Annotated in this window: 19 protein-coding genes; 5 read left to right on the top strand and 14 right to left on the bottom strand. The window is 68.5% G+C overall.

What is annotated here, in order from left to right:
* Nucleotides 1-38: 38 nt before the first annotated feature.
* Nucleotides 39-986 carry a bifunctional helix-turn-helix transcriptional regulator/GNAT family N-acetyltransferase gene (locus tag ACP7A3_RS06440; protein WP_426256481.1) on the top strand — a complete coding sequence of 316 codons (948 nt, stop codon included), beginning with the start codon at nucleotides 39-41 and terminating at the stop codon, nucleotides 984-986.
* Nucleotides 987-1,163: 177 nt separating this feature from the next.
* Here the strand turns inward: ACP7A3_RS06440 and ACP7A3_RS06445 are convergent, their stop codons facing one another.
* From ACP7A3_RS06445 to ACP7A3_RS06470, 6 genes are all read right to left on the bottom strand, one after another.
* Nucleotides 1,164-1,460 (bottom strand): GIY-YIG nuclease family protein, encoded by a 297-nt coding sequence (locus ACP7A3_RS06445; RefSeq protein WP_426256482.1) that lies wholly within the window; start codon nucleotides 1,458-1,460, stop codon nucleotides 1,164-1,166.
* A gap of 243 nt (nucleotides 1,461-1,703) precedes the next feature.
* The gene (rpoN, locus tag ACP7A3_RS06450) at nucleotides 1,704-3,182 is read right to left on the bottom strand and encodes an RNA polymerase factor sigma-54 (RefSeq protein WP_426256483.1); all 1,479 of its coding nucleotides are present in this window, start codon (nucleotides 3,180-3,182) and stop codon (nucleotides 1,704-1,706) included.
* A 162-nt stretch (nucleotides 3,183-3,344) separates the two neighbouring features.
* A complete protein-coding gene (gene lptB / locus ACP7A3_RS06455) occupies nucleotides 3,345-4,121 on the bottom strand; it encodes an LPS export ABC transporter ATP-binding protein (RefSeq protein WP_043061280.1) in 777 nt (258 codons plus the stop codon).
* 293 nt (nucleotides 4,122-4,414) lie between these two features.
* Entirely contained in the window at nucleotides 4,415-4,951 is a 537-nt protein-coding gene (locus tag ACP7A3_RS06460; RefSeq protein WP_017977296.1) for an LptA/OstA family protein, read from the bottom strand.
* 6 nt (nucleotides 4,952-4,957) lie between these two features.
* A complete protein-coding gene (gene lptC / locus ACP7A3_RS06465) occupies nucleotides 4,958-5,617 on the bottom strand; it encodes an LPS export ABC transporter periplasmic protein LptC (protein WP_426256484.1) in 660 nt (219 codons plus the stop codon).
* Entirely contained in the window at nucleotides 5,610-6,230 is a 621-nt protein-coding gene (locus ACP7A3_RS06470; protein ID WP_426256485.1) for a ribonuclease D, read from the bottom strand. The genes lptC and ACP7A3_RS06470 overlap by 8 nt, the downstream gene beginning before the upstream one ends.
* Nucleotides 6,231-6,521: 291 nt before the next feature.
* Here ACP7A3_RS06470 and ACP7A3_RS06475 point away from each other — a divergent pair, with 291 nt between their 5' ends.
* Both ACP7A3_RS06475 and ACP7A3_RS06480 read left to right on the top strand, forming a co-directional pair.
* Nucleotides 6,522-7,343 (top strand): cold-shock protein, encoded by an 822-nt coding sequence (locus tag ACP7A3_RS06475; RefSeq protein ID WP_024310419.1) that lies wholly within the window; start codon nucleotides 6,522-6,524, stop codon nucleotides 7,341-7,343.
* Between the two features lie 543 nt (nucleotides 7,344-7,886).
* Complete coding sequence (locus tag ACP7A3_RS06480) at nucleotides 7,887-8,789, top strand: glutaminyl-peptide cyclotransferase (protein ID WP_426256486.1); 903 nt, start codon at nucleotides 7,887-7,889, stop codon at nucleotides 8,787-8,789.
* Between the two features lie 160 nt (nucleotides 8,790-8,949).
* Here ACP7A3_RS06480 and ACP7A3_RS06485 read toward each other — a convergent pair whose 3' ends face one another.
* From ACP7A3_RS06485 to coxB, 5 genes are read right to left on the bottom strand one after another with little or no spacing between them, the layout of a single operon-like run.
* Entirely contained in the window at nucleotides 8,950-9,972 is a 1,023-nt protein-coding gene (locus tag ACP7A3_RS06485) for a c-type cytochrome (RefSeq protein WP_426256487.1), read from the bottom strand.
* Entirely contained in the window at nucleotides 9,969-10,547 is a 579-nt protein-coding gene (locus ACP7A3_RS06490) for a cytochrome c oxidase assembly protein (RefSeq protein ID WP_426256488.1), read from the bottom strand. Before ACP7A3_RS06490 ends, ACP7A3_RS06485 begins: the two co-directional genes overlap by 4 nt.
* The gene (locus ACP7A3_RS06495; RefSeq protein ID WP_426256489.1) at nucleotides 10,544-10,921 is read right to left on the bottom strand and encodes a hypothetical protein; all 378 of its coding nucleotides are present in this window, start codon (nucleotides 10,919-10,921) and stop codon (nucleotides 10,544-10,546) included. The genes ACP7A3_RS06490 and ACP7A3_RS06495 overlap by 4 nt, the downstream gene beginning before the upstream one ends.
* A complete protein-coding gene (gene ctaD / locus ACP7A3_RS06500; protein ID WP_426256490.1) occupies nucleotides 10,918-13,428 on the bottom strand; it encodes a cytochrome c oxidase subunit I in 2,511 nt (836 codons plus the stop codon). The genes ACP7A3_RS06495 and ctaD overlap by 4 nt, the downstream gene beginning before the upstream one ends.
* A complete protein-coding gene (gene coxB / locus ACP7A3_RS06505; RefSeq protein ID WP_426256491.1) occupies nucleotides 13,425-14,390 on the bottom strand; it encodes a cytochrome c oxidase subunit II in 966 nt (321 codons plus the stop codon). Before coxB ends, ctaD begins: the two co-directional genes overlap by 4 nt.
* A 314-nt stretch (nucleotides 14,391-14,704) precedes the next feature.
* Here coxB and ACP7A3_RS06510 point away from each other — a divergent pair, with 314 nt between their 5' ends.
* Together ACP7A3_RS06510 and ACP7A3_RS06515 are read left to right on the top strand one after the other, a co-directional pair.
* Entirely contained in the window at nucleotides 14,705-15,988 is a 1,284-nt protein-coding gene (locus ACP7A3_RS06510; protein ID WP_426256492.1) for an Hsp70 family protein, read from the top strand.
* Nucleotides 15,989-16,231: 243 nt separating this feature from the next.
* Nucleotides 16,232-18,163: a CocE/NonD family hydrolase gene (locus ACP7A3_RS06515; protein ID WP_426256493.1), complete on the top strand. Its 1,932-nt coding sequence runs from the start codon at nucleotides 16,232-16,234 to the stop codon at nucleotides 18,161-18,163.
* 96 nt (nucleotides 18,164-18,259) lie between these two features.
* Here ACP7A3_RS06515 and ACP7A3_RS06520 read toward each other — a convergent pair whose 3' ends face one another.
* Genes ACP7A3_RS06520 through ACP7A3_RS06530 form a run of 3 tightly spaced genes read right to left on the bottom strand, consistent with a single transcriptional unit; the run spans nucleotide 18,260 to nucleotide 22,043 of the window.
* Complete coding sequence (locus tag ACP7A3_RS06520) at nucleotides 18,260-19,801, bottom strand: sensor histidine kinase (RefSeq protein ID WP_426256494.1); 1,542 nt, start codon at nucleotides 19,799-19,801, stop codon at nucleotides 18,260-18,262.
* Nucleotides 19,798-20,511, bottom strand: a complete 714-nt coding sequence (locus ACP7A3_RS06525; protein WP_426256495.1) for a response regulator transcription factor — start codon at nucleotides 20,509-20,511, stop codon at nucleotides 19,798-19,800. Before ACP7A3_RS06525 ends, ACP7A3_RS06520 begins: the two co-directional genes overlap by 4 nt.
* Nucleotides 20,508-22,043, bottom strand: a complete 1,536-nt coding sequence (locus tag ACP7A3_RS06530; protein WP_426256496.1) for a DUF4153 domain-containing protein — start codon at nucleotides 22,041-22,043, stop codon at nucleotides 20,508-20,510. The genes ACP7A3_RS06525 and ACP7A3_RS06530 overlap by 4 nt, the downstream gene beginning before the upstream one ends.
* Nucleotides 22,044-22,256 lie beyond the last annotated feature (213 nt).

Here is a 22,256-nt window from a genome sequence, read left to right on the forward strand (position 1 = left end):
GGTAATATAACTGTGCATATAGATTGGGGAGGCGGAGAATGTCTGGTGACGTCATCAGCGAACGCGGGCTGCTGTTCCTAGGCAGCCGCATGCGGCGATTGGGCGAACGGATGCAGGCGGACGTCGCCCGCGTGATCGAACAAGCCGGGTTGCCGCTCCAGCCCAGCCATTATCCGCTGCTCGCGACGCTGGACCGCGAAGGGCCGATGACCATCGGTGCGATGGCCCAGTCGCTGGGCCTCAGCCAGCCGGCGGTGACCCGCAGCGTCGCGCGACTTGCTGAGCTGGGTTTAGTCGCAACGACGAAGGTCCATCGCGATCAACGCCACAAGACGGTCGCGCTCACCGAGCAGGCACAGGCCGTGCTGGCGCAGTCGGCGGCGACCGTCTGGCCGCGCGTCGAGGCAGCGGTGGCGGAGGTGTGCGGCGATGGCGCACGGCCGTTGCTCGCCCTGCTGGCGAGGCTGGAGCGGGGACTCGATGACGCATCGCTCGACCGACGCGCGCCGATGCTGACGGTGCTGCCGTTTTCCGACGACCTCGCCCCGGCGTTCCACGACATCAACGCACAGTGGATCGAGACGATGTTCACGCTCGAACCGACCGATCGCGAGGTGCTGGAACAGCCGCGGGCGCGCATCATCGCGCCAGGTGGCGATATCCGCTTCGTCGCCGCGGAGGGGCTGGGTGTCGTGGGGGCGTGTGCGTTGCAGAAGACCGGGGAGCGCCGCTTCGAATTGACCAAGATGGGCGTCCTGCCTGAAGCGCGCGGACGCAAGGCGGGCGAGTTCCTGTTACGCGCGATGATCGCGCGTGGGGCCGAGTTGGGCGCGGAAACGCTGTACCTGCTGACCAACGCGCGCTGTGCGCCGGCGATACATTTGTATGAGAAGGTCGGCTTCGTGCATGATGCCGAAATCATGCGCGATTATGGTGGCCGCTATGCCCGCTGCGATGTGGCGATGCGGTATCGGTTCCCGGAATAGGGCCGTCGATCCAGACCGGAAGAGGGCCTGCCGGCGGCGCAATTGCCTACCCCGTCATGCCGGACTTGATCCGGCATCCCGCTTCTCTCTTGGCGACGACGTAAGAAGCGGGACCCCGGCTCACGGCCGGGGTGACGGAAGAGGGGTGGCGCCGGTTGCGTGACGGGGGCGGGTGGATCAGGCGAACTGGTCGGAGAGGTCGCGCCAGTTGGGGTTGCCCCGTTCGATCAGGGCGATCTTCCAGTCGCGGTGCCAGCGTTTGAGGCGCTTTTCGTGGGCGATGCAGTCGGCGATCGCGTCGCTGCGTTCGGCCCAGACGAGGCGGTGCAATCCGTAGCGGCGGCAGAAGTCCGATCCGTCGCCGGTGCGATGCTGGTGGATGCGGGCGGCGAGATGCGCGGTGACGCCGACGTACATCGTGCCGCGGTAGCGGTCGCTCATGATGTAGACCCAGCCGCCGCGGTCGTGTGCCATGCGGGGATGGTGCGAACGGGCCAGTGATGAGTCAAGATCGGATGGTTTTATGGGGCGTGTGTTCGACTGAAGAAGGGAAGAAGCGGGACCCCGGGTCGAGCCCGGGGTGACGAAGGGGGGCTTAGTTGGTTTGCCGGCTGGGAGGCTCGCTCGCGATTTGTCCCCGGCTTCTCCCCCCAAACGTCACCCCGGGCCTTGAGCCGGGGTCCCGCTTCTTCCGCAGTCGAGGAAGGCTAGGTGGGGTTAACCCCCCAACGCCCGCGCGCGGCGGCGTTGTACCGAGCTGCCGATGCCCATCGCTTCGCGGTATTTGGCGACGGTGCGGCGGGCGATGTCGAAGCCTTTGGCCTGGAGCAGCTCGACCAGTGTGTCGTCGGACAGGATCTTGGCGCCCTCGCCGGCGATGAGTGCGCGGATTGCGCTCTTCACCGCTTCGGCCGACACCGCGTCACCGCCGTCGGCGGCCTGGATCGCGCTGGTGAAGAAGTATTTGAGTTCGAAGACGCCGCGCGCGCAGCTTAAGTATTTGTTGCTCGTCACGCGGCTGACGGTCGATTCGTGCATCTCGATCGCCTCGGCGACCTTGGCGAGCGTCATCGGTTTGAGGTGCGCGACGCCTTGCAGGAAGAACGCCTCCTGTTGCTTCACGATCTCGGTCGCGACCTTGATGATCGTGCGCTGGCGCTGGTCCAGCGCCTTGATGAGCCAGTTGGCGGAGGCGAGCGCGTCGGACAGCCAGGCCTTGGAACTCTTGTCCTGCGGGCCGTGGCTGAGTTCGTGATAATAGCGGCGGTTGACGAGGACGCGCGGCAGCGTCGCGGCGTTGAGTTCGATGCCCCAGCCCGCCTTGGTCTTCATCACGAACAGGTCGGGGGTGACGGCGGGCGCGGGTTCGCCGCCGTAGCGGCAGCCGGGCTTGGGATCGTAGCTGCGCAGCTCGCGGATCATGTCCGCCATGTCCTCGTCGTCGACGCCGCACATGCGCTTGAGGCGGGCGAGCTCGCCGCGCGCGAGCAGATCGAGATTGTCGATCAGCCGCGCCATGCAGGGGTCGTAGCGGTCCGCCTCCTTCGCCTGGAGCGCGATGCACTCGGCGAGGTCGCGCGCGCCGACGCCGGTGGGATCGAGCGTCTGGATCTGCGCGAGGACATGTTCGACGCGGGCGAGCGCAGTGCCGAGGCGATTGGCGATGTCGAGCAAGGGTACGGTGAGGTAGCCCGCCTCGTCGATCTGATCGATCAGATGCTGAGCGATGAACCAGTCGGGGCCGTCGATGACCGCACCGGCCTGGGCGAGTAGGTGGTCGGCAAGGCTCTTGTCGCCCTCTGCAAACGAATCGAAATCGATGCCGTCTTCGCCACCGATGCCACCGCCGCCCGATCCGCCGTTGAGGCCCAATGCACCGTCGAAGCCGCCGCCGCCGTCGGCGACGCTGTCCTGCTGGTGGCTTTCGGTGGCATAGTCGACGTCGAGCGGATCGGCCTTGGCGGCACCGGTGACGAGGTCGTCGGCGCCGGCGGGCTCGTCCCGCTCGATGCGTTCGGGGCGGACGACCTCTTCGGTCTGCGCGGCTTCGAGCAGCGGGTTCTTCTCGATCTCTTCGGCGATGAAGCCTTCGATCTCGAGGTTGGACAGCGCGAGCAGCTTGATCGCCTGCTGCAGCTGCGGCGTCATCACCAGCGATTGCGTCTGGCGGATGTCGAGGCGCGGGGCGAGGCTCATGACACGCCCCTATTCCTCCCCCGCCAGGGGGAGGTGGCGCGCGCAGCGCGACGGCGGGGGAGGATAGGCCGCAGCCGTTTCGGGTCCTCCCCCTCCGTCAGCCTGACGGCTGCCACCTCCCCCTGGCGGGGGAGGACTGATGGGGAGGCCGTCTCCATATCCCTACAGCGAGAAGCCCTCGCCGAGGTACAGGCGGCGGACGTTGGCGTCGGCGACCAGTTCTTCCGGGCTGCCGGCGAACAGCACGCGGCCGTCGTAGATGATGTAGGCGCGGTCGACGATGTCGAGCGTTTCTCGGACGTTGTGGTCGGTGATGAGCACGCCGATGTCGCGGCGCTTCAGGTCCTTCACCAGATCGCGGATGTCGGCGATCGAGATGGGGTCGATGCCGGCGAAGGGTTCGTCGAGCAGCATGATCGACGGATCGGCGGCGAGCGCGCGGGCGATTTCGGCGCGGCGGCGCTCGCCGCCCGACAGCGCCATGGCGGGACTGGTGCGCAGGCGGGTGAGGCCGAATTCGTCGAGCAGTTTGTCGAGCTTGGCGGGGCGCTTGGACTTGTCGGGTTCGGAAAGTTCGAGGACCGCGCCGATGTTCTTTTCGATCGACAGGCCGCGGAAGATGCTGGTTTCCTGCGGCAGATAGCCGAGGCCCAGGATCGCGCGGCGGTACATCGGCAGGCGGGTGATGTCCTCGCCATCGAGCATGATGCGGCCCGAATCGGGCTTCACCAGCCCCATCACCGAATAGAAACAGGTCGTCTTGCCCGCGCCATTGGGGCCGAGCAGGCCGACCACCTCGCCGCGGTCGACCGAGACGGAGACGTCGGTGAGGACGACGCGCTTGTCGTAGGACTTGGCGATCGAGATCGCCTGCAGGCCGCGGTTGGCGGGCGCTTCGTGGATCGCTTCGGCGGTCTGAAGGTCGGTCACGGCGTCCATCGGCTGATGCCTCGCATCAAAGGGTTAGTAGAGCGTTGCGCGTTGGCAAGCTTCGTGCATGCGGGGCACGTCATGGCGCGGGGAGCGCGCGGAGGGAAGCCCCCTTGCGATGGGTGGGGGCGGGGGTGGTTCATTCCTCCCCCGCCAGGGGGAGGTGGCGCCGCCGAAGGCGGTGACGGAGGGGGAGGTAAGCGGTGTGCCTCGGTATGAAGGGGGCCGCTTACCTCCCCCTCCACCATTCGGCTGGCGCCGAATGGTCCCCCTCCCCCTGGCGGGGGAGGAGTTTTGGAAGGTCAGTTGCGCTTCGGGACCGAGAAGGTGCCCGTCACGCGGCCGTTGGGGGCGGCGCTGGTCGTCGCGCCCGGCGCGCCGGCGGAGCCGCGGACCGAGGAGCCATCGATCACCGCGCGGCCGGTGTCGAGGTTGATCGTCAGGCGGCCGCCGTTGACGGTGTTGCCGCCCTGCGTCAGCGTGACCGCGCCGAGCATCGTGATGACGCGGCGGTTGAGATCGTAGATGGCATATTGCGCCTTGGCGGTCTGGTCAGGCCGCTTGACCGTGACGCCGCCACTTGCGTCGAGACGCGACACCTGCGGGTTCCCGCCGATCACCTGGCCCGTGTAGAAGACTGTCATGCGCGCCGCGGTAAGCGTCATTTCCGCCTGGCGGACATTGACGTTGCCCGACAGGACCGCGCGATTCGCCTTGTCCTGCAATTCGATCGTGTCCGCGCCGAAATCGATCGGCGCGTTCGAATTGTGCGCGGTCTGCGCGGCCAGAGGGGCGGCCACAGCGAGGACGGCAGGGATGAGGAAGGGGAGCGCGCGCATGGGCGGCTATTTCGTCCTTCCCGGCACGATCCGCAAGCGGGCATTGCCGGTGAGCCGCACGGTGCGATCGTCGAGGTTCGCGTTCAGGCGATCGGCGCTGAAATTCCCCTGCGTGACGGTTCCGGTGACCTTGCCGTCGCTCTGCATCGTCTTGGATTTCAGATCGATCGTCGCGTCGCTGGTATCGAGGCGATAGTTGTTGGGGCCGCGTACCGCGATCGGGCCGTCGACCTTCATCTGTTCGGTCTTGAGGTCGTAGCGCCCCTGATCGGCGCGCAGCGTTGCCGGGCCGTCCTGCAATTGCAGATCGGCGGCCATGCGGTTGATCTCGACGATCGGGACGCTGCTGCTCTGCTGCACCGCCGAGCCGGCGTTGAGCGTGAACGCCTGCCCCTTGTCGTCCTGCCCGCGATAGGTCGCGGCCTGCAGCTTCATGCGTTCCTTGGCGACTTCGACCTTGTTCTTGTCGAGCACGAAGGAGACTTCGTTGCTGGCGGTAAGCGGCGCCATGACGAGGAAGGCGGCGAGGACGCCGATCGCGATCGGCAGCCCGCTGTTGAGCAGGGTGATCAGCCGGTCGTGGCGGCTGCCGGGCGCGGCCCAGCGCTGGCGTGCCGTCCGCACGCGCGCGAAGCCGTCGCCGGTCGCCACCATCGACTCAGGCATGCGCGAAGATGTCGATTTCGGGCCAGCCGGCGAGATCGAGCGCGGCGCGAGTCGGCAGGAAGTCGAAACACTGCTGCGCCAGCTCCATGCGGCCTTCGCGGATCAGGCGGCGGTCCAGCTCGGTCTTCAGGCGGTGGAGGAAGCGGACGTCGCTGGCCGCATAATCCTTTTGCGCGTCGCTGAGCTCGGGCGATCCCCAGTCGGACGATTGCTGCTGCTTGCTGAGTTCCTGCCCCAGCAGTTCGCGGACCAGTTCCTTCAGGCCATGGCGATCGGTGTAGGTGCGGACCAGGCGCGAGGCGATCTTGGTGTCGTATGCGGGCGCGGCGACCACGCCGAGATAATGCTGGACCGCGGCGATATCGAAGCGGCCGAAGTGATAGAGCTTCAGGCGAGCGGGATCGGCGAGCACCGCCTTCAGGTTCGGCGCGGCATAATCACTGCCGGGGCCGAAGCGCACGAGATGTTCGTCGGGGCCGCCATCGGACAGCTGCACGACGCACAGGCGATCGCGGGGCGTGATGAGGCCCATGGTTTCGGTGTCGACGGCGATCGATGCGCCGGGAGCGAAGACGTCGGCGGGGAGGTCTTCCTCGTGGAAGTGAACGGTCATGGCGCAGCCCTACGCGGCTCCGCGGCGCGGCTCAACGATTAACATTGTGTCACCGAAACATCGCGATACACGCGCACCGCAGCGATAAACGTGCTGTGGCGGCCACAATGGGCAAGTATCGGCACGACTTGCACCCAAGATACGACGAATTTGTTCGCGGGGACTTGTAATGTGCGCTATGGCAGGTCCCAAGGCGCAATAGGTTTGGCGCCCGGAGGCTCGCGTTCGTCGTCCGGCGCACGGGTTCTTCGACGGATTGGATGCGGGCGAACCGGGAAGACGAATAGGGTTATGAGTTACGACAAAGGTGGCCGCGGCAATCGTGGCGGACGTGGTCGCGACAAGCGCGACGGTTTCGGCGGCGACGATTTCGGTGGCGGCAGCAGCTACGGCGGCGGCGGCTTCGGTGGCGGCGGCTTTGGCGGCGGTGATCGTGGCGGCTTCGGCGGTGGTGGCTTCGGTGGCGGCGGCTTCGGCGGCGGCGACCGTGGCGGCTTCGGCGGCGGCGGCGGTGGTTTCCGCGGCGGCGGCGGTGGTGGCGGCTTCAGCGGCGGTGGCCGCGGCATGCCCCCGCAGGTCGTCGGCGAAGGCACCGGCGTGGTCAAGTTCTTCAACGCGCAGAAGGGCTTCGGCTTCGTCGTCCGTGATGACGGCGGCGAAGACGTGTTCGTCCACATCTCGGCGGTCGAGCAGGCGGGCCTCAGCGCGCTTGCCGAAGGCCAGCCGCTCGGCTTCACGCTGGTCGACCGTGGCGGTCGCATCTCGGCGACCGAGCTGAAGATCGACGGCGAGCCGATGGCGGTGACCGAGCGCGCGCCCCGCGAGCCGCGTGAAGGCGGCTTCGGCGATCGCGGTCCTCGCGCCGGCGGCGCCGGTGGCCCGCAGCGCCAGCTGACCGGTGAGAAGGCGACCGGCACGGTCAAGTTCTTCAACGCGATGAAGGGCTTCGGCTTCATTCAGCGCGACGACGGCCAGCCCGACGCGTTCGTCCACATCTCGGCCGTCGAGCGCGCCGGCATGGGCACGCTGAACGAAGGCGACAAGCTGCAGTTCGAACTCGAGGTCGACCGTCGTGGCAAGTATGCCGCGGTGAACCTGTCGCCGGCTTCGTAATCGTCCCGATTCGCTAATGTGAAAGGCCCGGCCCTGCGATCCGCAGGTGCCGGGCTTTTTGCGTTTCGGGGGCGGAGCGTGGGCAGTGTGGCGGCCGATCTGGTGTTCGGCGCGACCGCCGTCACGAGCAGGACCCACGGCTGATTGCATTCGGCCCATTGGCTTGATCATCCCCTCGCGAGGACGTTCGCATGCCGCAGGCATGACGGAGGGGGAGTGGGGTAGCGCTATGTTATCCGAACGCTCCTGTCCTCCCCCTCCGTCATCGCCTTTGGCGGCGCCACCGCATCGGGATGAACGGCCGGGGGCCGTTCATCCCGATGCGCCCTGGCGGGGGAGGACTGCCGGTCTGTTGGCAATGTCGTTCGAGCCGGGTTCATCACATCGGAAGGGTCGCCCCGGGCAAAGCAAATCCATGCCAGTGCTTCTTCTTTCATGAGCGACGGGCTGCATGTGGTAGGCGGCGCGGTGCTTGCCGGAGCGTAGCGACGAGCACCGCCCGCCTTTTGCGTTTTTCGGGCGGGCGTGCGACGGCATGTGCCGATGATGGCACGATCTTCTCTGGCGGCGATCGCCGCGGCGGTGGCGGTTCTGGGCGCGGCGGGGGCGGCCGTGTCGCGCCAGGCAGCGACAGCTCCGCAGGCTACCCGCACCAGCGCGCCGCGCACGCCTGCCGCACCTCCGGCGGGGCAGGCGGTGCCCACGGCTGCGGTGACCGACGCCGAATCGGGCGTGCCGGTCTATGCCGCCGATGTGGTGGCGCGCTTCCCGCATGATTCGGGGGCATTTACCGAGGGGCTGCTGTTCTGCGGCGGCGCGCTGTACGAAAGCACGGGCAAGGAAGGCGCGTCGGATATCCGGCGGGTGACGCTGGACGACGGCAGGGTGGTGGCGCGCGCGCGGCTGTCGCCCGACCTGTTCGGTGAAGGAATCGCCTGCTGGCAGAAGAACCTGGCCAGCGTGACGTGGAAGACGGGGATCGGATTCCGCTGGGCGCTGCCGGCGCTGACGCAGACGGGCAAGCCGTTCCGCTACGCGGGCGAGGGCTGGGGCATGACCAGCGATGCGACGTCGATCCTGCTGTCCGACGGCACGCCGGTGCTGCGGCGGATGGACCCGGTGCGTTTCGCCGAGCGCGGGCGGATCGCGGTGACGCTGAACGGGCGACCGCTGAAGAATCTGAACGAGCTGGAATATGTCGGCGGCAAGATCCTGGCCAATGTGTGGATGAGCGGCTTGATCGCGCGCATCGATCCGGCGAGCGGCAAGGTGGAGGCGCTGATCGACCTCAGGCCGCTGATCGCGGAGATCAACAATCCCGATCCCGACGCGGTGGCGAACGGCATCGCGTACGATGCGGCGCACGACCGCTTGTTCGTGACGGGGAAATATTGGCCGACGCTGTTCGAGATCAAGCTGGGCGACGAGGTTGGCCGGGCGCGGTAAGGGCGCGCGCCTTCTTCCGTCATCCCTGCCTTGAGCCGGGATCCCGCTTCTTCTTCTGCGGCGGCGGTGGAGAGCGGGACCCCGGATCAAGTCCGGGGTGACGAAGGGGAGTGGTGGTCGGTCGCTGCAAGACGCGAAGCGCGTGGAATGCCGGCAGCGATCACCGGCCGGCCAGATAGCGGGCGAGCGGGTCGATCATCTCTTCGGGAATGCGGCGGGCGATGACGGGCATGGTCGCGTGGCTCTTGCGCGCGTCGACCACGGTCTCGTCGCCGCGCCAGTGGCGCAGGCGCTGGGCGAGGTAGCTGGCGCGCTGGCCGGCGAGGACGGGATAGGGTTTGCCGGTGGCGTGGCAGCTGGCACAGGCGGGCAGTTGCTTCGCGGGCAGGCCCTGTTCGACGATGTGCGCGGCGGCGGCATCGCCCGCAGGCGCGGCGCCGAGGCCGGGCATGGCGGCATAGGCGCGGGCGGCGGCGCGCATCTGTTCGGGCGTCATGCGCATCGCGACCTGCTGCATCACCGCGCTGGAGCGGGTGCCGTTGGCATAGCCTTGCAGCGCGGCGAGCAACGCCGCCTGCGACTGGCCGCCGAGGATCGGCATGTCGGGCGCATTACGACCGCGTCCGTCGCTGCCATGGCAGCCGGCGCATTGCGAGAGCGGCGCGAGGGGGTCCGCTTCGCCGACTAGCGCCTGATATTGCGCGGGCGTCATGCCGGGCAGGCGGCGGACGAAGGCGACCATGCGGCGCACTTCGTCGGGGCGGTCCTGCACCGCCCAGGCCGGCATGCCGGTGTATTTGACGCCGTGCTGGAGGATCCAGAACAGCTGTTTGTCGGTCCATTCCTTCGCGTTGATCGCGAGGTCCGGCGCGGGCGGGGTGGCGGCCTGCATGACGGGCGAGGGCTTCACGCCGGGGGCGCCATGGCAGACCGCGCAGGAATTGGCGAAATGGCCCGCCGCGCTGACGAGGCTGCGCGCGTCGGCCGGGTCGTCGGGCGACGTGAAGGCGGCATGGGTGCGCACCGAGCTGCGCATCGCCCAGTGGAGGAACCAGTCGGTGATCTTCCAATGGCCCGACGAGGCGGCGAGGTTCATAACGCCCGACCAGGCGAACAGCATGCCGGCAGCGCCGAGCAGGATCGCGGCAAGGATGGCGCGCAGCCAGGTGATGCGGATCGTCATGCGGGCGCTCCCTCGCGCGGCTGGAGCAGGCGGCCGAGCATCGCCAGCCCGCCGATCAGATAGGCGATGCCGCCGACGAGCAGCATGACGACGCCGGCGAGTTGCTGGTCGGCGAGCGCGTCCGCGCCATGGTGCATGTAGAGCGGTCGCGGCGCGAGGCCGATCAGCGCGCCGAGCAACGTCATGTGCATCGAGGTGACGAGCAACGCCGCGACGCCGGCCGCGCGGTGGCGGGGGGCGAGGACGGCGGACCAGAGCAGCAGGCCGGCGGCGAGGAACATCGCTTGTTCGACCGCGAGCCACACTGGCGCGTGCGCGATGAGGCGGCGCAGCGCGGGGACATGCCAGCCCCATACAACCACCGCCTCGACGAGTGCGGCGGCGAGCGGGGTGGCGAGGCGGGGGAGCAGATGGGCGGGGTCGTAGCGGCTGCCCTGTACTCCCAGCGCGATCAGCGGCGCGGCGATGGCAACGGCGATCATGTGCGCCGCCATATGCCCGGTCATGCCGAACGGGCTGAGCGCCCAGCCGACCGGAACGAGGGCAAGGCCTGCGAACAGGGGCAGGCGGCTCATCGGCAATCGCTCAGCACGATGACGGGGGCGGCGGTGAAGATGACCGCGACGAAGCTCAATCCCGCAAGCAGCATCGTCGCGTACGCGAGGAAGCGCAGGCGGTCGATGTCGGTGCCTTCATTGTGCGGCGGCGGGTCGCCGGGCGTGCGCGATTGCTGCCAAGCGATCAGGCCTGACGCGACGATGACCATGAGCGCCGCCACCGTGCCAATCGCGAAGGCCGTAGGGAAGCGCGCCCATTGCCCGAGCTTTGCGCAGGAGACGGCGGCCCAGAGGTAGGAGAAGAGGAAGTGGACCGCCCAGGTGGTCGGGGGGACGATCAACGTCCACAGCGTGACGCGCAGGCTGCGCGCGCGGGTGAGGAGGCGCTTCACAGTCCTGCCTCCGGGAACAGGCCGACCGTCAGATAGGTGACGAGCGCGGTGAGCGCGAAGAAATGCTGGTAGACGGTGATGTTGCGCAGGTCGGCGTCATGCTTGGGGGTCATACGGCCGGCAAGGCTGCGCGCGAGCGTGTAGAGCTGCATGACGATGCCCACGCCGGCGTGGACGGCGGTCCAGATGACCAACACCCAGACGATCGCGGGATAGACGTTCGCTTTGGGATCGAGGCCGTCGAGCGATCCCAGCGCCGCGACGATGCTGGCGAGCGCGGCGGCGGCGCCCGCGACGAGCGCCACGCGGGCAAGCGTCACGGCGCCGCGGTGGTTGAGCTCACGGGCGGCGACGGTCGCGACCCAGCTGGCGAGGCTCAGGCCCAGCGCCAACAGCGGCCCACCGGCGCCCGGCCCGGCGAAGCCCGCGCCGAAATCGGGGTGGATCGTCCAGTAGAAATAATAGCCGAAGACGAGGCCCGAAAAGGCGGTGGCGTCGGCCATCATCGTGATGAACATCGCCCACCAGCCGGGCGCGGCGGGGCCGGATATGTAGAGCGGCATCGTCATGCCGTGGCCGATCGGCTTTTCGGGCTTTTCGGGGATTTCGGCGGTGTCCCACAGCCACCAGAGCACGCAAGCGAGCGTGACGACGCCGCTGGCCGCTGCCGCCAGGTAGAGGTGGTAGGTGGTGAGGATGAACACCGCGCCCAGCGCGACGGCGGTGATCATCGGCTTTACGCTGGGCGTGCCGAGGCGGATGACCGAGATGGGCTTGGCATCGAGCACGGAGGTGATGATCGTCTCGCGCCGGCCTTCCTCGGCGTCGGGCAGGAAGAAGCGGCCTTCGTCGACCTTCTGCACGAAATCCTTCTGGTCCCAAATCGGGTAGCGGCTCTCGATCAGCGGCACCGAACGGATGCCCCAATCCTCGTCGTCGGGGTGCGCCAGCCATTCGAGCGTGCCGGCATTCCACGGGTTGCGCGGCGCCTTCTTGCGGGTGGGCGACAGCGCGAGGTCGAGCACCAGCACCAGCACGCCGGTCGCGAATAGGTACGAGCCTGCGGTCGAGGCGAGGTTGAGCCAGCCGATATTGAGGTCGGCGGGGTAGGTGAAGACGCGGCGCGGCATGCCTTCCAGGCCCGACAGGTGCATCGGGAAGAAGGTCAGGTTCACGCCGACGAACATGATCCAGAAGGCGATGCGGCCCAACCGGTCGCTGAGTTTCTTGCCGGTGATGAGCGGCCAGTAATAATAGAGGCCCCCGAACAGCGGCAGCAACGTCCCGCCGATCAGCACGTAATGGAGGTGCGCGACGATGAAATAGGTGTCGTGCGCCTGCCAATCGAACGGTGCGATCGCGACCATCACGCCGGTGAGGCCGCCGATGACGAAGATCGCGAGCGAACCGCTGGCGTAGAGCAAAGGCGTCGACCATTTGACCTTGCCCGCCCACAAGGTTGCGATGAACGCGAAGATCTGCACGCCGGTGGGGATCGCGACGGCTTCGGACGCGGCGGAGAAGAAGGCGAGGCTGATCTTGGGCAGGCCGGTCGCGAACATGTGGTGGACCCACAGGCCGAACGACAGGAAGGCGGTGCCGACTGCCGCGAGCACGATCCACGGATAGCCGAGCAGGTGGCGCTGCGCGAAGGTGGGGATCAGCATCGCGAAGAGGGCGATGCTGGGCAGGAAGACGATGTAGACTTCGGGGTGGCCGAAGATCCAGAACAGGTGCTGCCAGAGCAACGGATCGCCGCCCTTTGCCGCGTCGAAGAATGGCCAGCCGAGCAGGCGCTCCATCTCGAACAACAGGTCGCCCGCGATCAGCGGCGGGAAGGCGAACAGGATCATCACCGCCACGACCAGGATGTACCAGGCGTAGAGCGGCATCAGGTTGAGGCGCATGCCGGGCGGGCGGCATTTGAGTACGCCGACGATCAGCTCTACCGCGGCGGCGACCGACGACACTTCGATGAAGCTGAGGCCCAGCATCCAGATGTCCGCGCCCAGCCCCGACAGGTCGGTGCGGGTGGTCAGCGGCGGATACATGAACCAGCCGCCATCGGGCGCGGCGTTGAAGAAGATCGAGCCGCCGACGAAGACGCCGCCGAGCAGGAAACTCCAGTATCCGAAGGCGGACAGCCGCGGGAACGGCAGGTCGCGCGCGCCGAGCAGCTGCGGCAGCAGGATGATCGACACCGCCTCGAACATCGGGACGGCGAACAGGAACATCATCATCGAGCCGTGCAGCGTGAACAGCTGGTTGAAGGTGTTCGCCGAGACGAGGTCGTTGTCGGGCACCGCCAATTGCGTGCGCATGATGAGCGCGAGCACCCCGGCGAACAGCATGAACCCGAAGGCGGTCAGCGTGTACCACACGCCGATGCGGTTGTTGTTGACGTCGGTCCAGCGGAAGAACCACCCCGTGGGGGCCTTCCACACCGCGCGCAGGCGCTCTTCCTGTGCGGCGCGGAGCTGCGGGTCGTCTTGCGCGTGGAGGCTCATTTCAGGCCCTCGAGATAGCGGGCGATGGCGGTGGCCTCGGCTGGGGTGAGTTGCGGGAAGGCCGGCATGCCGACGCCGGGCTTGGTCTTTTCCGGATGGCGGATGAAGGCGGCGACGTTGGCGGTCGTCATCGGCAGGATACCCGCGGCGAGCGTCGGGCGGCTGCCGAAATGGGTGAGGTCCGGCCCGATGCGGCCTGCGGGGCCGGCGCCGCGGACGGTGTGGCAGGCGTTGCAGCCGTTCTGCGCAAACAGGCGGGCGCCGTCGCTTTGGGACGTGGCCGGGCGGCGTTGGTCGGCGAGCCAGGCGTCGAACGCCGCAGGCTCCATTGCGATGACATCGAGCGCCATCAGCGCGTGGCTGAGGCCACAGAACTCCGCGCACTGGCCGCGGTAGCGCCCCGCCTTGTCGGCGCGCACGACCAATGTGTTGGTGCGGCCGGGGATCATGTCCATCTTGCCGGCGAGGCCGGGGATCCAGAAGCTGTGGACGACGTCCGCCGCGGTCAGGCGGAAGGCGACGGTGCGACCGACGGGGACGCGGATTTCGTTGGCGGTTTCGACCGGGGCGGTGCCGGCCGGGCGATAGGTGACGCGCCACCAGAATTGCTCGCCATCGACCGCGACCTGCAGATCGGCGGGCGCGATGGGGCGGGGACGCATGAAGGGCAGCGAGTAGACGAGCAGGCCGAGCAGCAGAATTGTGGGGATGATGCCGCCGAGCCACAGGACGAGGCGCATGCCGCCGCGCAGGCCCAGCTCGCCTTCGGGCGCGCGCACGGCGTGGCGCATCAGCAGCGCGAGCGCGACCGCGATGACGACTGCGCCGGCGAGCATCAGCAGGAACAGGTGGCGGATGTCGGCGGCGTCGGCGCCGAAGGGCGCAAGCGTCGACTGGTGCGTGTTGCAGCCTGTCAGCAGGATGCAGCCGCCGGTGATGATGAAGCCCCTGATCCCCCGCATCGACGCCGAACGCTTCGGGGCCGAAACGGTTCGAGTTCAATCGTGTAAGGAAAGATTGCTGGGTTTGGGCGGGTATGATCGAGGGCGCGTGCGGGTCCTATCGCTCCGTCATTCCCGCGGAGGCGGGAATCCAGAACCTCTGACGGTGCGGCTCCATCGAAGACCTGCGCGTCTGGATTCCCGCCTGCGCGGGAATGACGGAGTGGGGGTGGCGAGGTTCCACATATCGGGCGGGCTGAATCGGCGGACGACGTCGTTGGAGCCGAGACGCAACGGCTTGACCCCTGCCGCCGCGCGGACGATGCGCCCGCGGCATGACTGCACATACGCTCGGCCTCGATTTCGGCACCACCAATTCCGTCGCCGCAGTGGCGCGCGGGGGGCAGGCGGAGCTGGTGACGCTTGACGCGCCCGACGGCGCCGACGCGGTGTTCCGGTCGGCACTGTGCTTTTGGGAAGACGAGCGCGGGCGCGGCGGCGTGCTGTCGGAGGCGGGGCCGTGGGCGATCCGCGAATATCTCGACTTTCCGCAAGGGAGCCGCTTCCTCCAGTCGTTCAAATCGGTCGCGGCGAATGCGAGCTTCGATACCGCGCCGGTGTTCGATCGGCGGATGCGCTTCGAGGAGCTGGGCCAGCTGTTCGTCGCCAAGATGGCGGCGCGGGCGAAGGGCGCAATGGCACGCGCCGATCGAGTCGTCATCGGCCGGCCGGTGACGTTCGCGGGCGCCAAGCCGGACGAGGCGCTGGCGAAGGCGCGCTACGATGCGGTGTTCGCGCAATTGGGCGCGGAGGTGCATTACGTCTACGAGCCGATCGGCGCGGCGTTCAGCTATGCCGAGCGGCTGGCGGACCCGGCGACGATCCTGGTTGCCGACTTCGGCGGCGGCACCAGCGACTTTTCGGTGGTGCGGATCGCCGCGCCGGGCGCGGGGCGGCGGTGCGAGCCGCTGGGCCATGCCGGCGTCGGCATCGCGGGCGACCGCTTCGACCGGCGCATCGTCGAACATCTGGTGATGCCGATGCTGGGCAAGGGCGGCACCTATCGCTCGTTCGACAAGGTGCTGGAGATTCCGGGCGGCTATTTCGCCGACTTTGCGGACTGGTCGCGCCTCGCGCTGATGCGCAACCGCAAGACGCTGGCCGAGCTGGAGAAGCTGCGCCGCACTGCGACCGATTCGGAGGCGATCGGGCGGATGATCGCGGTGATCGAGGAGGAAGAAGGATACCACCTCTACGACGCGGTCGGACGGCTGAAGCGCGCGCTGTCGGCGGCGGAGGTGGCGGAGTTTCGCTTCGAAGGCGCGGGGCTGAACATCGCGGCGGAGGTGCGGCGCGCGGATTTCGAGGATTGGATCGCGCCCGACGTCGCACGGATCGATGCGGCGGTGGATCAGGCGCTGGTGGCGGCGGGCGTTGCGGCGGAGGGGATCGACCGGGTGTTCCTGACCGGCGGTACGTCGCTGACGCCGCGCATCCGGCGGTTGTTCGCCGAGCGGTTCGGCGAGGACAGGCTGGCGACGGGCGGCGAGCTCACGTCGATCGCGCATGGCCTGGCGCTGATCGGGCAGCAGGCGGACGTGGGGGTGTGGGCGGTGTGATCCTCCCCAAGTCCTCCCCAAGTCCTCCCCCGCCAGGGGGAGGTGGCGCCGGCGAAGCCGGTGACGGAGGGGGAGGTCAGCAGCGTACCTCGTAAAGGCGTCCACCGCCGTCCTCCCCCTCCACCATTCGGCTTGCGCCGAACGGTCCCCCTCCCCCTGGCGGGGGAGGAATTTGGGGGCGCGGCTTGTACCGTGCCGCGTTCCCGCCCTAGCATGCGGCAACATCCCTGCCGGAGATCCCCGATGCGTCGTTCCGTTCTGCTGCTGTCCTCGATCGCGCTTCTGTCGGTGGGGGTGCAGGCCCAGACGCAGACGAACCCGAACTTGCCGCCGCCGGGGGGCGATATCCCGGCGAAGTTCGTGCTGCCGACCGCGGACCATGATTACATCAAGCGCGACGTGATGATCCCGATGCGCGACGGGGTGAAGCTGCACACCGTCATCGTCATCCCGAAGAATGCGACCAATGCGCCGATCGTGCTGACGCGCACGCCGTACAACGCCTCTGGCCGTGCCAACCGCAGCGATTCGCCATCGATGGTCAATGCGCTGCCGCTGTCCGACGAGATCTTTTCGAAGAACGGCTATATCCGCGTCTATCAGGACATCCGCGGCAAATACGGGTCGGAGGGCGACTATGTCGTGACGCGGCCGGTGATCGGCCCGCTGAACCCCACCAAGGTCGATCACACCACCGACGCCTATGACACGATCGATTGGCTGGTGAACAAGGCGAACCTGCCGCAGTCCAACGGACGCGTCGGGATGATCGGGTCGAGCTATGAAGGCTTTACCGTCGTCATGGCGCTGCTCCATCCGCATCCCGCGCTGAAGGTCGCGGCGCCGGAAAGCCCGATGATCGACGGCTGGATGGGCGACGACTGGTTCCATTATGGCGCGTTCCGTCTCGCCAATATCGCCTGGATCGGCGGGCAGACTGGCTACAAGTCGGGCGGGCCGCTGCCGCCGACCGGCGGCTGGGACGATTACGACAATTTCCGGACCGGTTCGGCGGGGGATTGGGCGAAGAAGTCGGGCTACGACCAGCTGCCCTATTGGAAGCGGATGTCGGACCATCCGGCCTATGACGCCTTCTGGCAGGGACAGGCGCTCGACAAATTGCTCGCCGCCAACCCCTCCAATGTGCCGACGATCTGGGAACAGGGCCTGTGGGACCAAGAGGATATGTATGGCGCGATCACCAGCTGGGAAGCGCTGAAGGCCAAGGGGAAGACCGGTAACAACTTCCTCGTCATGGGGCCGTGGCGGCACAGCCAGATCAACCGCGAAGGGCGCAGCCTGGGGCCGTTCCAGTGGGATGGCGACACCGCGGCGCAGTTCCGCGAGCAGATGGTGCTGCCGCTGTTCGACCAGTATCTGAAGGACGGGCCAGCGGCGAACCTGCCGACCGCGGCGATCTACAACACCGGTGAGAACCACTGGGATCGGTTCGCGAACTGGCCGCTCGCCTGCGACAGCGGCTGCGCGTCACCGCTAAAGCCGATGTACCTGCAGGCGAATGGCGGGCTGGGCTTCGACACCGCGGCGGCGGGGGGTGACAGCTATGTCTCCGATCCGTCCAAGCCGGTGCCGCACCTGCCGCGGCCGGTGAATTTCGACGACGGGCGCTGGGGCGACTGGCTGGTCAGCGACCAGCGCCACGCCGATGGGCGGCCCGACGTGATGACCTACATGACGCCGGTGCTGACCGAACCGATGCGCGTATCAGGCGCGCCGATCGCCGACCTGTATGCGACGACGACGGGGACGGACGGCGATTTCGTCGTGAAGGTGATCGACGTCTTGCCCGCGCAGAATGCGACCGATCCGAAGATGGGCGGATACGAGCTGCCGATCAGCCTCGACATCTTCCGCGGGCGCTATCGCGACAGCTTTGCCACGCCTTCGGCGATCCCGGCGGGCAAGGTGCAGCATTACCGGTTCCGCCTGCCGACGGTGAACCACGTGTTCCAGCCGGGGCATCGCGTGATGGTGCAGGTGCAGTCGAGCCTGTTCCCGCTCTACGACCGTAACCCGCAGACCTACGTGCCGAACATCTTCTTCGCCAAGCCGGCGGACTACAAGAAGGCGACGGTGACGATCGAACGCGGTGGCAAGACACCGAGCGCGGTGCTGTTGCCGGTGGTGCCGGTGGAGCAGTCGCAGGCGAAGTAATCCCTCGTCACCCCGGACGTGATCCGGGGTCCCGCTTCTGCCGCCGCTGAAAGACGAAGCGGGACCCCGGCTCTTCGGCCGGGGTGACGGCGTGGGTTAGAGGAGGGGTAGCGTCACGCGGAACGTGGTGGGGTGCGCCTCGACCAGCAAGATCGTGCCGCCGCCTGCCTCCAGCAGCGAGGCTGCGATGGGGAGGCCGAGGCCGGTGCCGCCCTGTCCGCGGCGGGTGGTGAAGAAGGGTTCGAACAGGCGCGCGGCGTCGGCGGGCGCTATGCCGGGGCCGTCGTCGCGGATGGTGAGGACGACCTGCGTCGCGCCCATGGAGGCATCGATGCGGACCGCGTGGGCGCCCGCTTGCCGCGCATTGTCGAACAGCGTCGCCAGCCCCGTTTCGATCGTCGTGGCGGGCAGCGCGACCGGCGGGATCGGGCCAGGTGCCACCTCGACCGCGAAGCTCGCCCCCCGCACCGCATCCGCCGCGCGGGCGATCACCCCGGTGGGATCGGCACAGGGCTTGCCCGGCCCGGTCATGTCGGCGCGGGCGAGGTCGAGCAGGCGCGTCGTCAGCAGCGTCAGCCGCTGCGCATCGGCATCGACATTGGCAAGGAAGCGGGTGCGGTCGGCCGCGGCCATGTCGGGATGGTCGTGCAGCAGCTCGATCGCGCCGCGGATGCCGGCGAGCGGCGTCTTGAATTCGTGGCTGACGGCGTAGGCGAAGTCGCGCAGGTAGCGGGAGCGATGCTCGATCGCGGCGGTCATCGCGGCGAAATCGGCGTAGAGGCCCTGGATCTCGATCGCGGCGGTGGGCGGCACCTCCGGCACGCTGCCGCGGCCGCTGGCGACGGCGCGGGTCGCCTGGCCGAGGCGCTCGATCGGGCGGGTGACGCCGCGTGAGATGACGCCGCTGATGACGATCAGCAGGCCCAGAATCGCAGCGATGCCGATCGCGATCTTGCCGCGATCCTCGTACAGGCCGCGGAACAGCGCGCGCGCCGTTCGCGACAATAGCAGCACACCGACGACGCGGCCGTTCACGACGATCGGGCGGGTATGGTGGATGCGGATCGCGGCGGCGCGGCTGAGCCATTCGAAGCGATAGACCGCGCGATAGGCGCCGTTGCGGCGGAGCGTGGTGGCGGGCCGGCCGTGCAGCGCGGCGGCGACTTCGGGCAAGGTCGCGAGGCTGCCGCCGCCATTGACGAGGCGGCCATTGCGGTCGAGCAGCAGGATCGAGGCAAGCGTCGTCATCTGCGTCGCGCGCAGTACGGGGGCGAGGGTGCGCGCGGCGGCGACCGCATCCGGGGCGGGCGCGGGCGCGGCCGTCGGAGCGGGGCGTTCGGGCAGGATCGGGGTGAGGCTGAGGTCGACACCATATCCGGGCACGACGATACGAGTCGGATAGAGCGGCGTGCCCGGCGTCGCGCCCGGCCAGTCGGCGGCGGCGGCCGCAGCGAGCGCGGCGCCTTGCGCGACCAGCTCCGCTTCGGTCTGGCGGACGAGCGTGTTTTCGTAGACCCGCAGGAACACCGCACCGAAGCCGGGCAGCGCCGCGACCACGAACAACGTCGCGAACAGGATCGTGCGCAGCCGCAGACGCGGCCAGTGGCGCTTCGCCCAGTCCTTCAGCGCGGTGATCACGCGCCCGTGCAGGGGCCGAGGCGGTAACCGATGCCGGCGCGCGTTTCGATCAGATCGGCAGCGCCTGCCGTCGCGAACTTGTGGCGCAGGTTGCGGATGTGGCTGTCGATCGTGCGGTCGGTGATCGCAAAGCCGGGGCCGTGCAACCGATCGATGATCGCGTCGCGGCTGAAGACCTTGGCAGGCATCGAGGCGAGCAGGCGCAGGATCGAAAATTCGGTGACGGTCAGCGCGACCTCCGCGCCGTCCCAGGCGGCGCACCAGCCGTCGAGGTCGAGGGTCAGGCGGCCGTGGCCGAGCATGCGCCCCTCCTCGACTTGCGGCGGGCGGGCGGCGGTGCGGCGCAGGATCGCCATGACGCGCGCCACCACCTCGCGCGGCGAGAAGGGCTTTACGACATAATCGTCGGCGCCGAGTTCGATGCCGAGCACGCGGTCGATCTCGTCGTCGCGACTGGACAGGAACAGGATCGGCGTGTCGCCATCGGTTCGAAGCCGGCGGCAGACCTCGAGCCCGTCCATCCGCGGCATGTTGATGTCGAGGATGACGAGGTCGGGCTTATGCGTCTGCGCCATCGCGAGGCCCGCCTCGCCGTCCGCCGCCTCGACCGGCGACAGGCCGGCCTTGTCGAGCGCGAAGGCGAGCAACTGGCGGATATGGGGATCGTCGTCGACGATCAGCACGGTGCGGGGCATCGGGCACAGGATCATCGTTGCGGGGCCTTCGTCAATGGGGCGGGTGCTGGCGCTGGCTCGGGCGGTGGCGCGATGATGCCGCACCGGCGGCCGTTCGGCGCGGGGCGAAGGCGCGGCGGCGTGGCGCCCATCATCGCTTGCACCCGGGCGAGGCGACGCGCGCCCCGCCACGACCAGCCATAGGGGCCGTCCTGCCACATGAGCGTCTGCTGCGCCTGCCAGCGGAGCGCGGCGATCGCGTCGCGCGCGGCGGGATCGTGGGTCGCCTGCTCCAGCCGGGCAAGCGGCAGGATCGCGGACGGGCCGAGCGTGTCGAGGTAGCATAGATCGAGGTCGGCGAGCGGCGTGTGGCGCCGGATCGCGGTGTCGACATTCCAGGCGGCGGCGGTGGCGCGCAGGTCGACGAGAGTGCAGCCGGTCAGCACGACCGCGGCGGCGAGCGCGTTGGCGTTGACCAGCCATGTCGCCGATCGCTCGCCGAGCAACCGCCACAGGATCAGGATCAGCCCGGTCGCGACCAGCGCCATCCAGATCAGCGCGGACAGGCGCAGCACCGTCATCGAATAGGCATCGACATAATCGAGCGTGCGCAATGCGCTGGACGCGACCAGCAGCACATTCTGGAGGATCCACAATGTCACCAGCCGGCGTACCGCAGGGCTCGCCGCACCGGGGCTGCCCGGGCGGAGCGTCACCAGCACGAACAGCCCGGCGAGCAGCGCGGTGACGATCAGCGCATAGGCGCCGCGATGCGCATAGTCCGCCATCGTCACGCCGGCGGGTAGGGGCGCGCCGCTCCACAGGAAGGCGAGGTCGAGCGCGTTCTGGATCGCGAAGATCGTGTTGAAGGTGGCGAGCGACAGGATCAGCGTCGCGCTACCCACTTGCGGCAGGGCCAAGGTGGGCAGCGTCCCGTCCCAGCCGGTGCCGCGCGGATCGGGGCGCAGCGTCGTCCACACCGGCAGCAGCACGACGATCGCGATCACGCCGCGGAACAAGACGACGCCGATATCGGGCAGGACCACGCCGGCGAAGGCGGATTCGATCAGCGGATTGGCCTGGGCGAACAGCGTCAGGAACAGCGCGCCGCCGGCGATCGGCAAGGCCAGCATGGCGGCAACGGCGCCGGGGCGGATGCCGGGACGGGCGCGGCGCGTGCGGGCGCGCGCGGTGAGGGCGACGTCACGAATCGGCAGCAGCAGCGCGGTCAGCCCGGTCCAGGCAAGGCGCAGGCCCCAGGCGATCGCGGTGTCGAAGCGTCGCCGCGGCAACAATGCGGCGAGCACGATCGCGACGAGGAACAGCAGCACGGCGAGCTCGCTGGGATCGTCGAACAATGCGGCGACGAACAGCGTGGCGGCGGCAAGTGCGACCAGCGCGGCGCGGCTGCGGCGAAGGGCGGGCCGCGTGGCGATCAACGCGACGATCCAGCCGAGCGCGGCGGTCCACAGGAAGGCGGCGGCGTCGAGCACCAGCGCTTCGACGAGGCAGATCACGGCGGCGGTCGCCGCGATCTTGGCGGACAGGGTGGAGAGGCGGTGCGGCATGCGGGCATCCTGTGCGAGGGGCGCGGCAGGGATGGCGGGCAGGCGTCGAGGCGCGATGGCGCGGGTGGTGCGCAGGTGGTGTGCGGGCCGTGCAGATTCGGTGCAGGCGTCGATCGACCGCCCTACGGCCGTTCGCGCTGAGCCTGTCGAAGCGCTGCTGTTCGCAAGCGCGCTGCTCGTTGCGCCCCGCCCTTCGACAGGCTCAGGGCGAAC

It is taken from the genome of Sphingomonas sp. DC5200-1 (assembly GCF_049897245.1).
GTDB classification, from domain to species: domain Bacteria; phylum Pseudomonadota; class Alphaproteobacteria; order Sphingomonadales; family Sphingomonadaceae; genus Sphingomonas; species Sphingomonas aquatilis.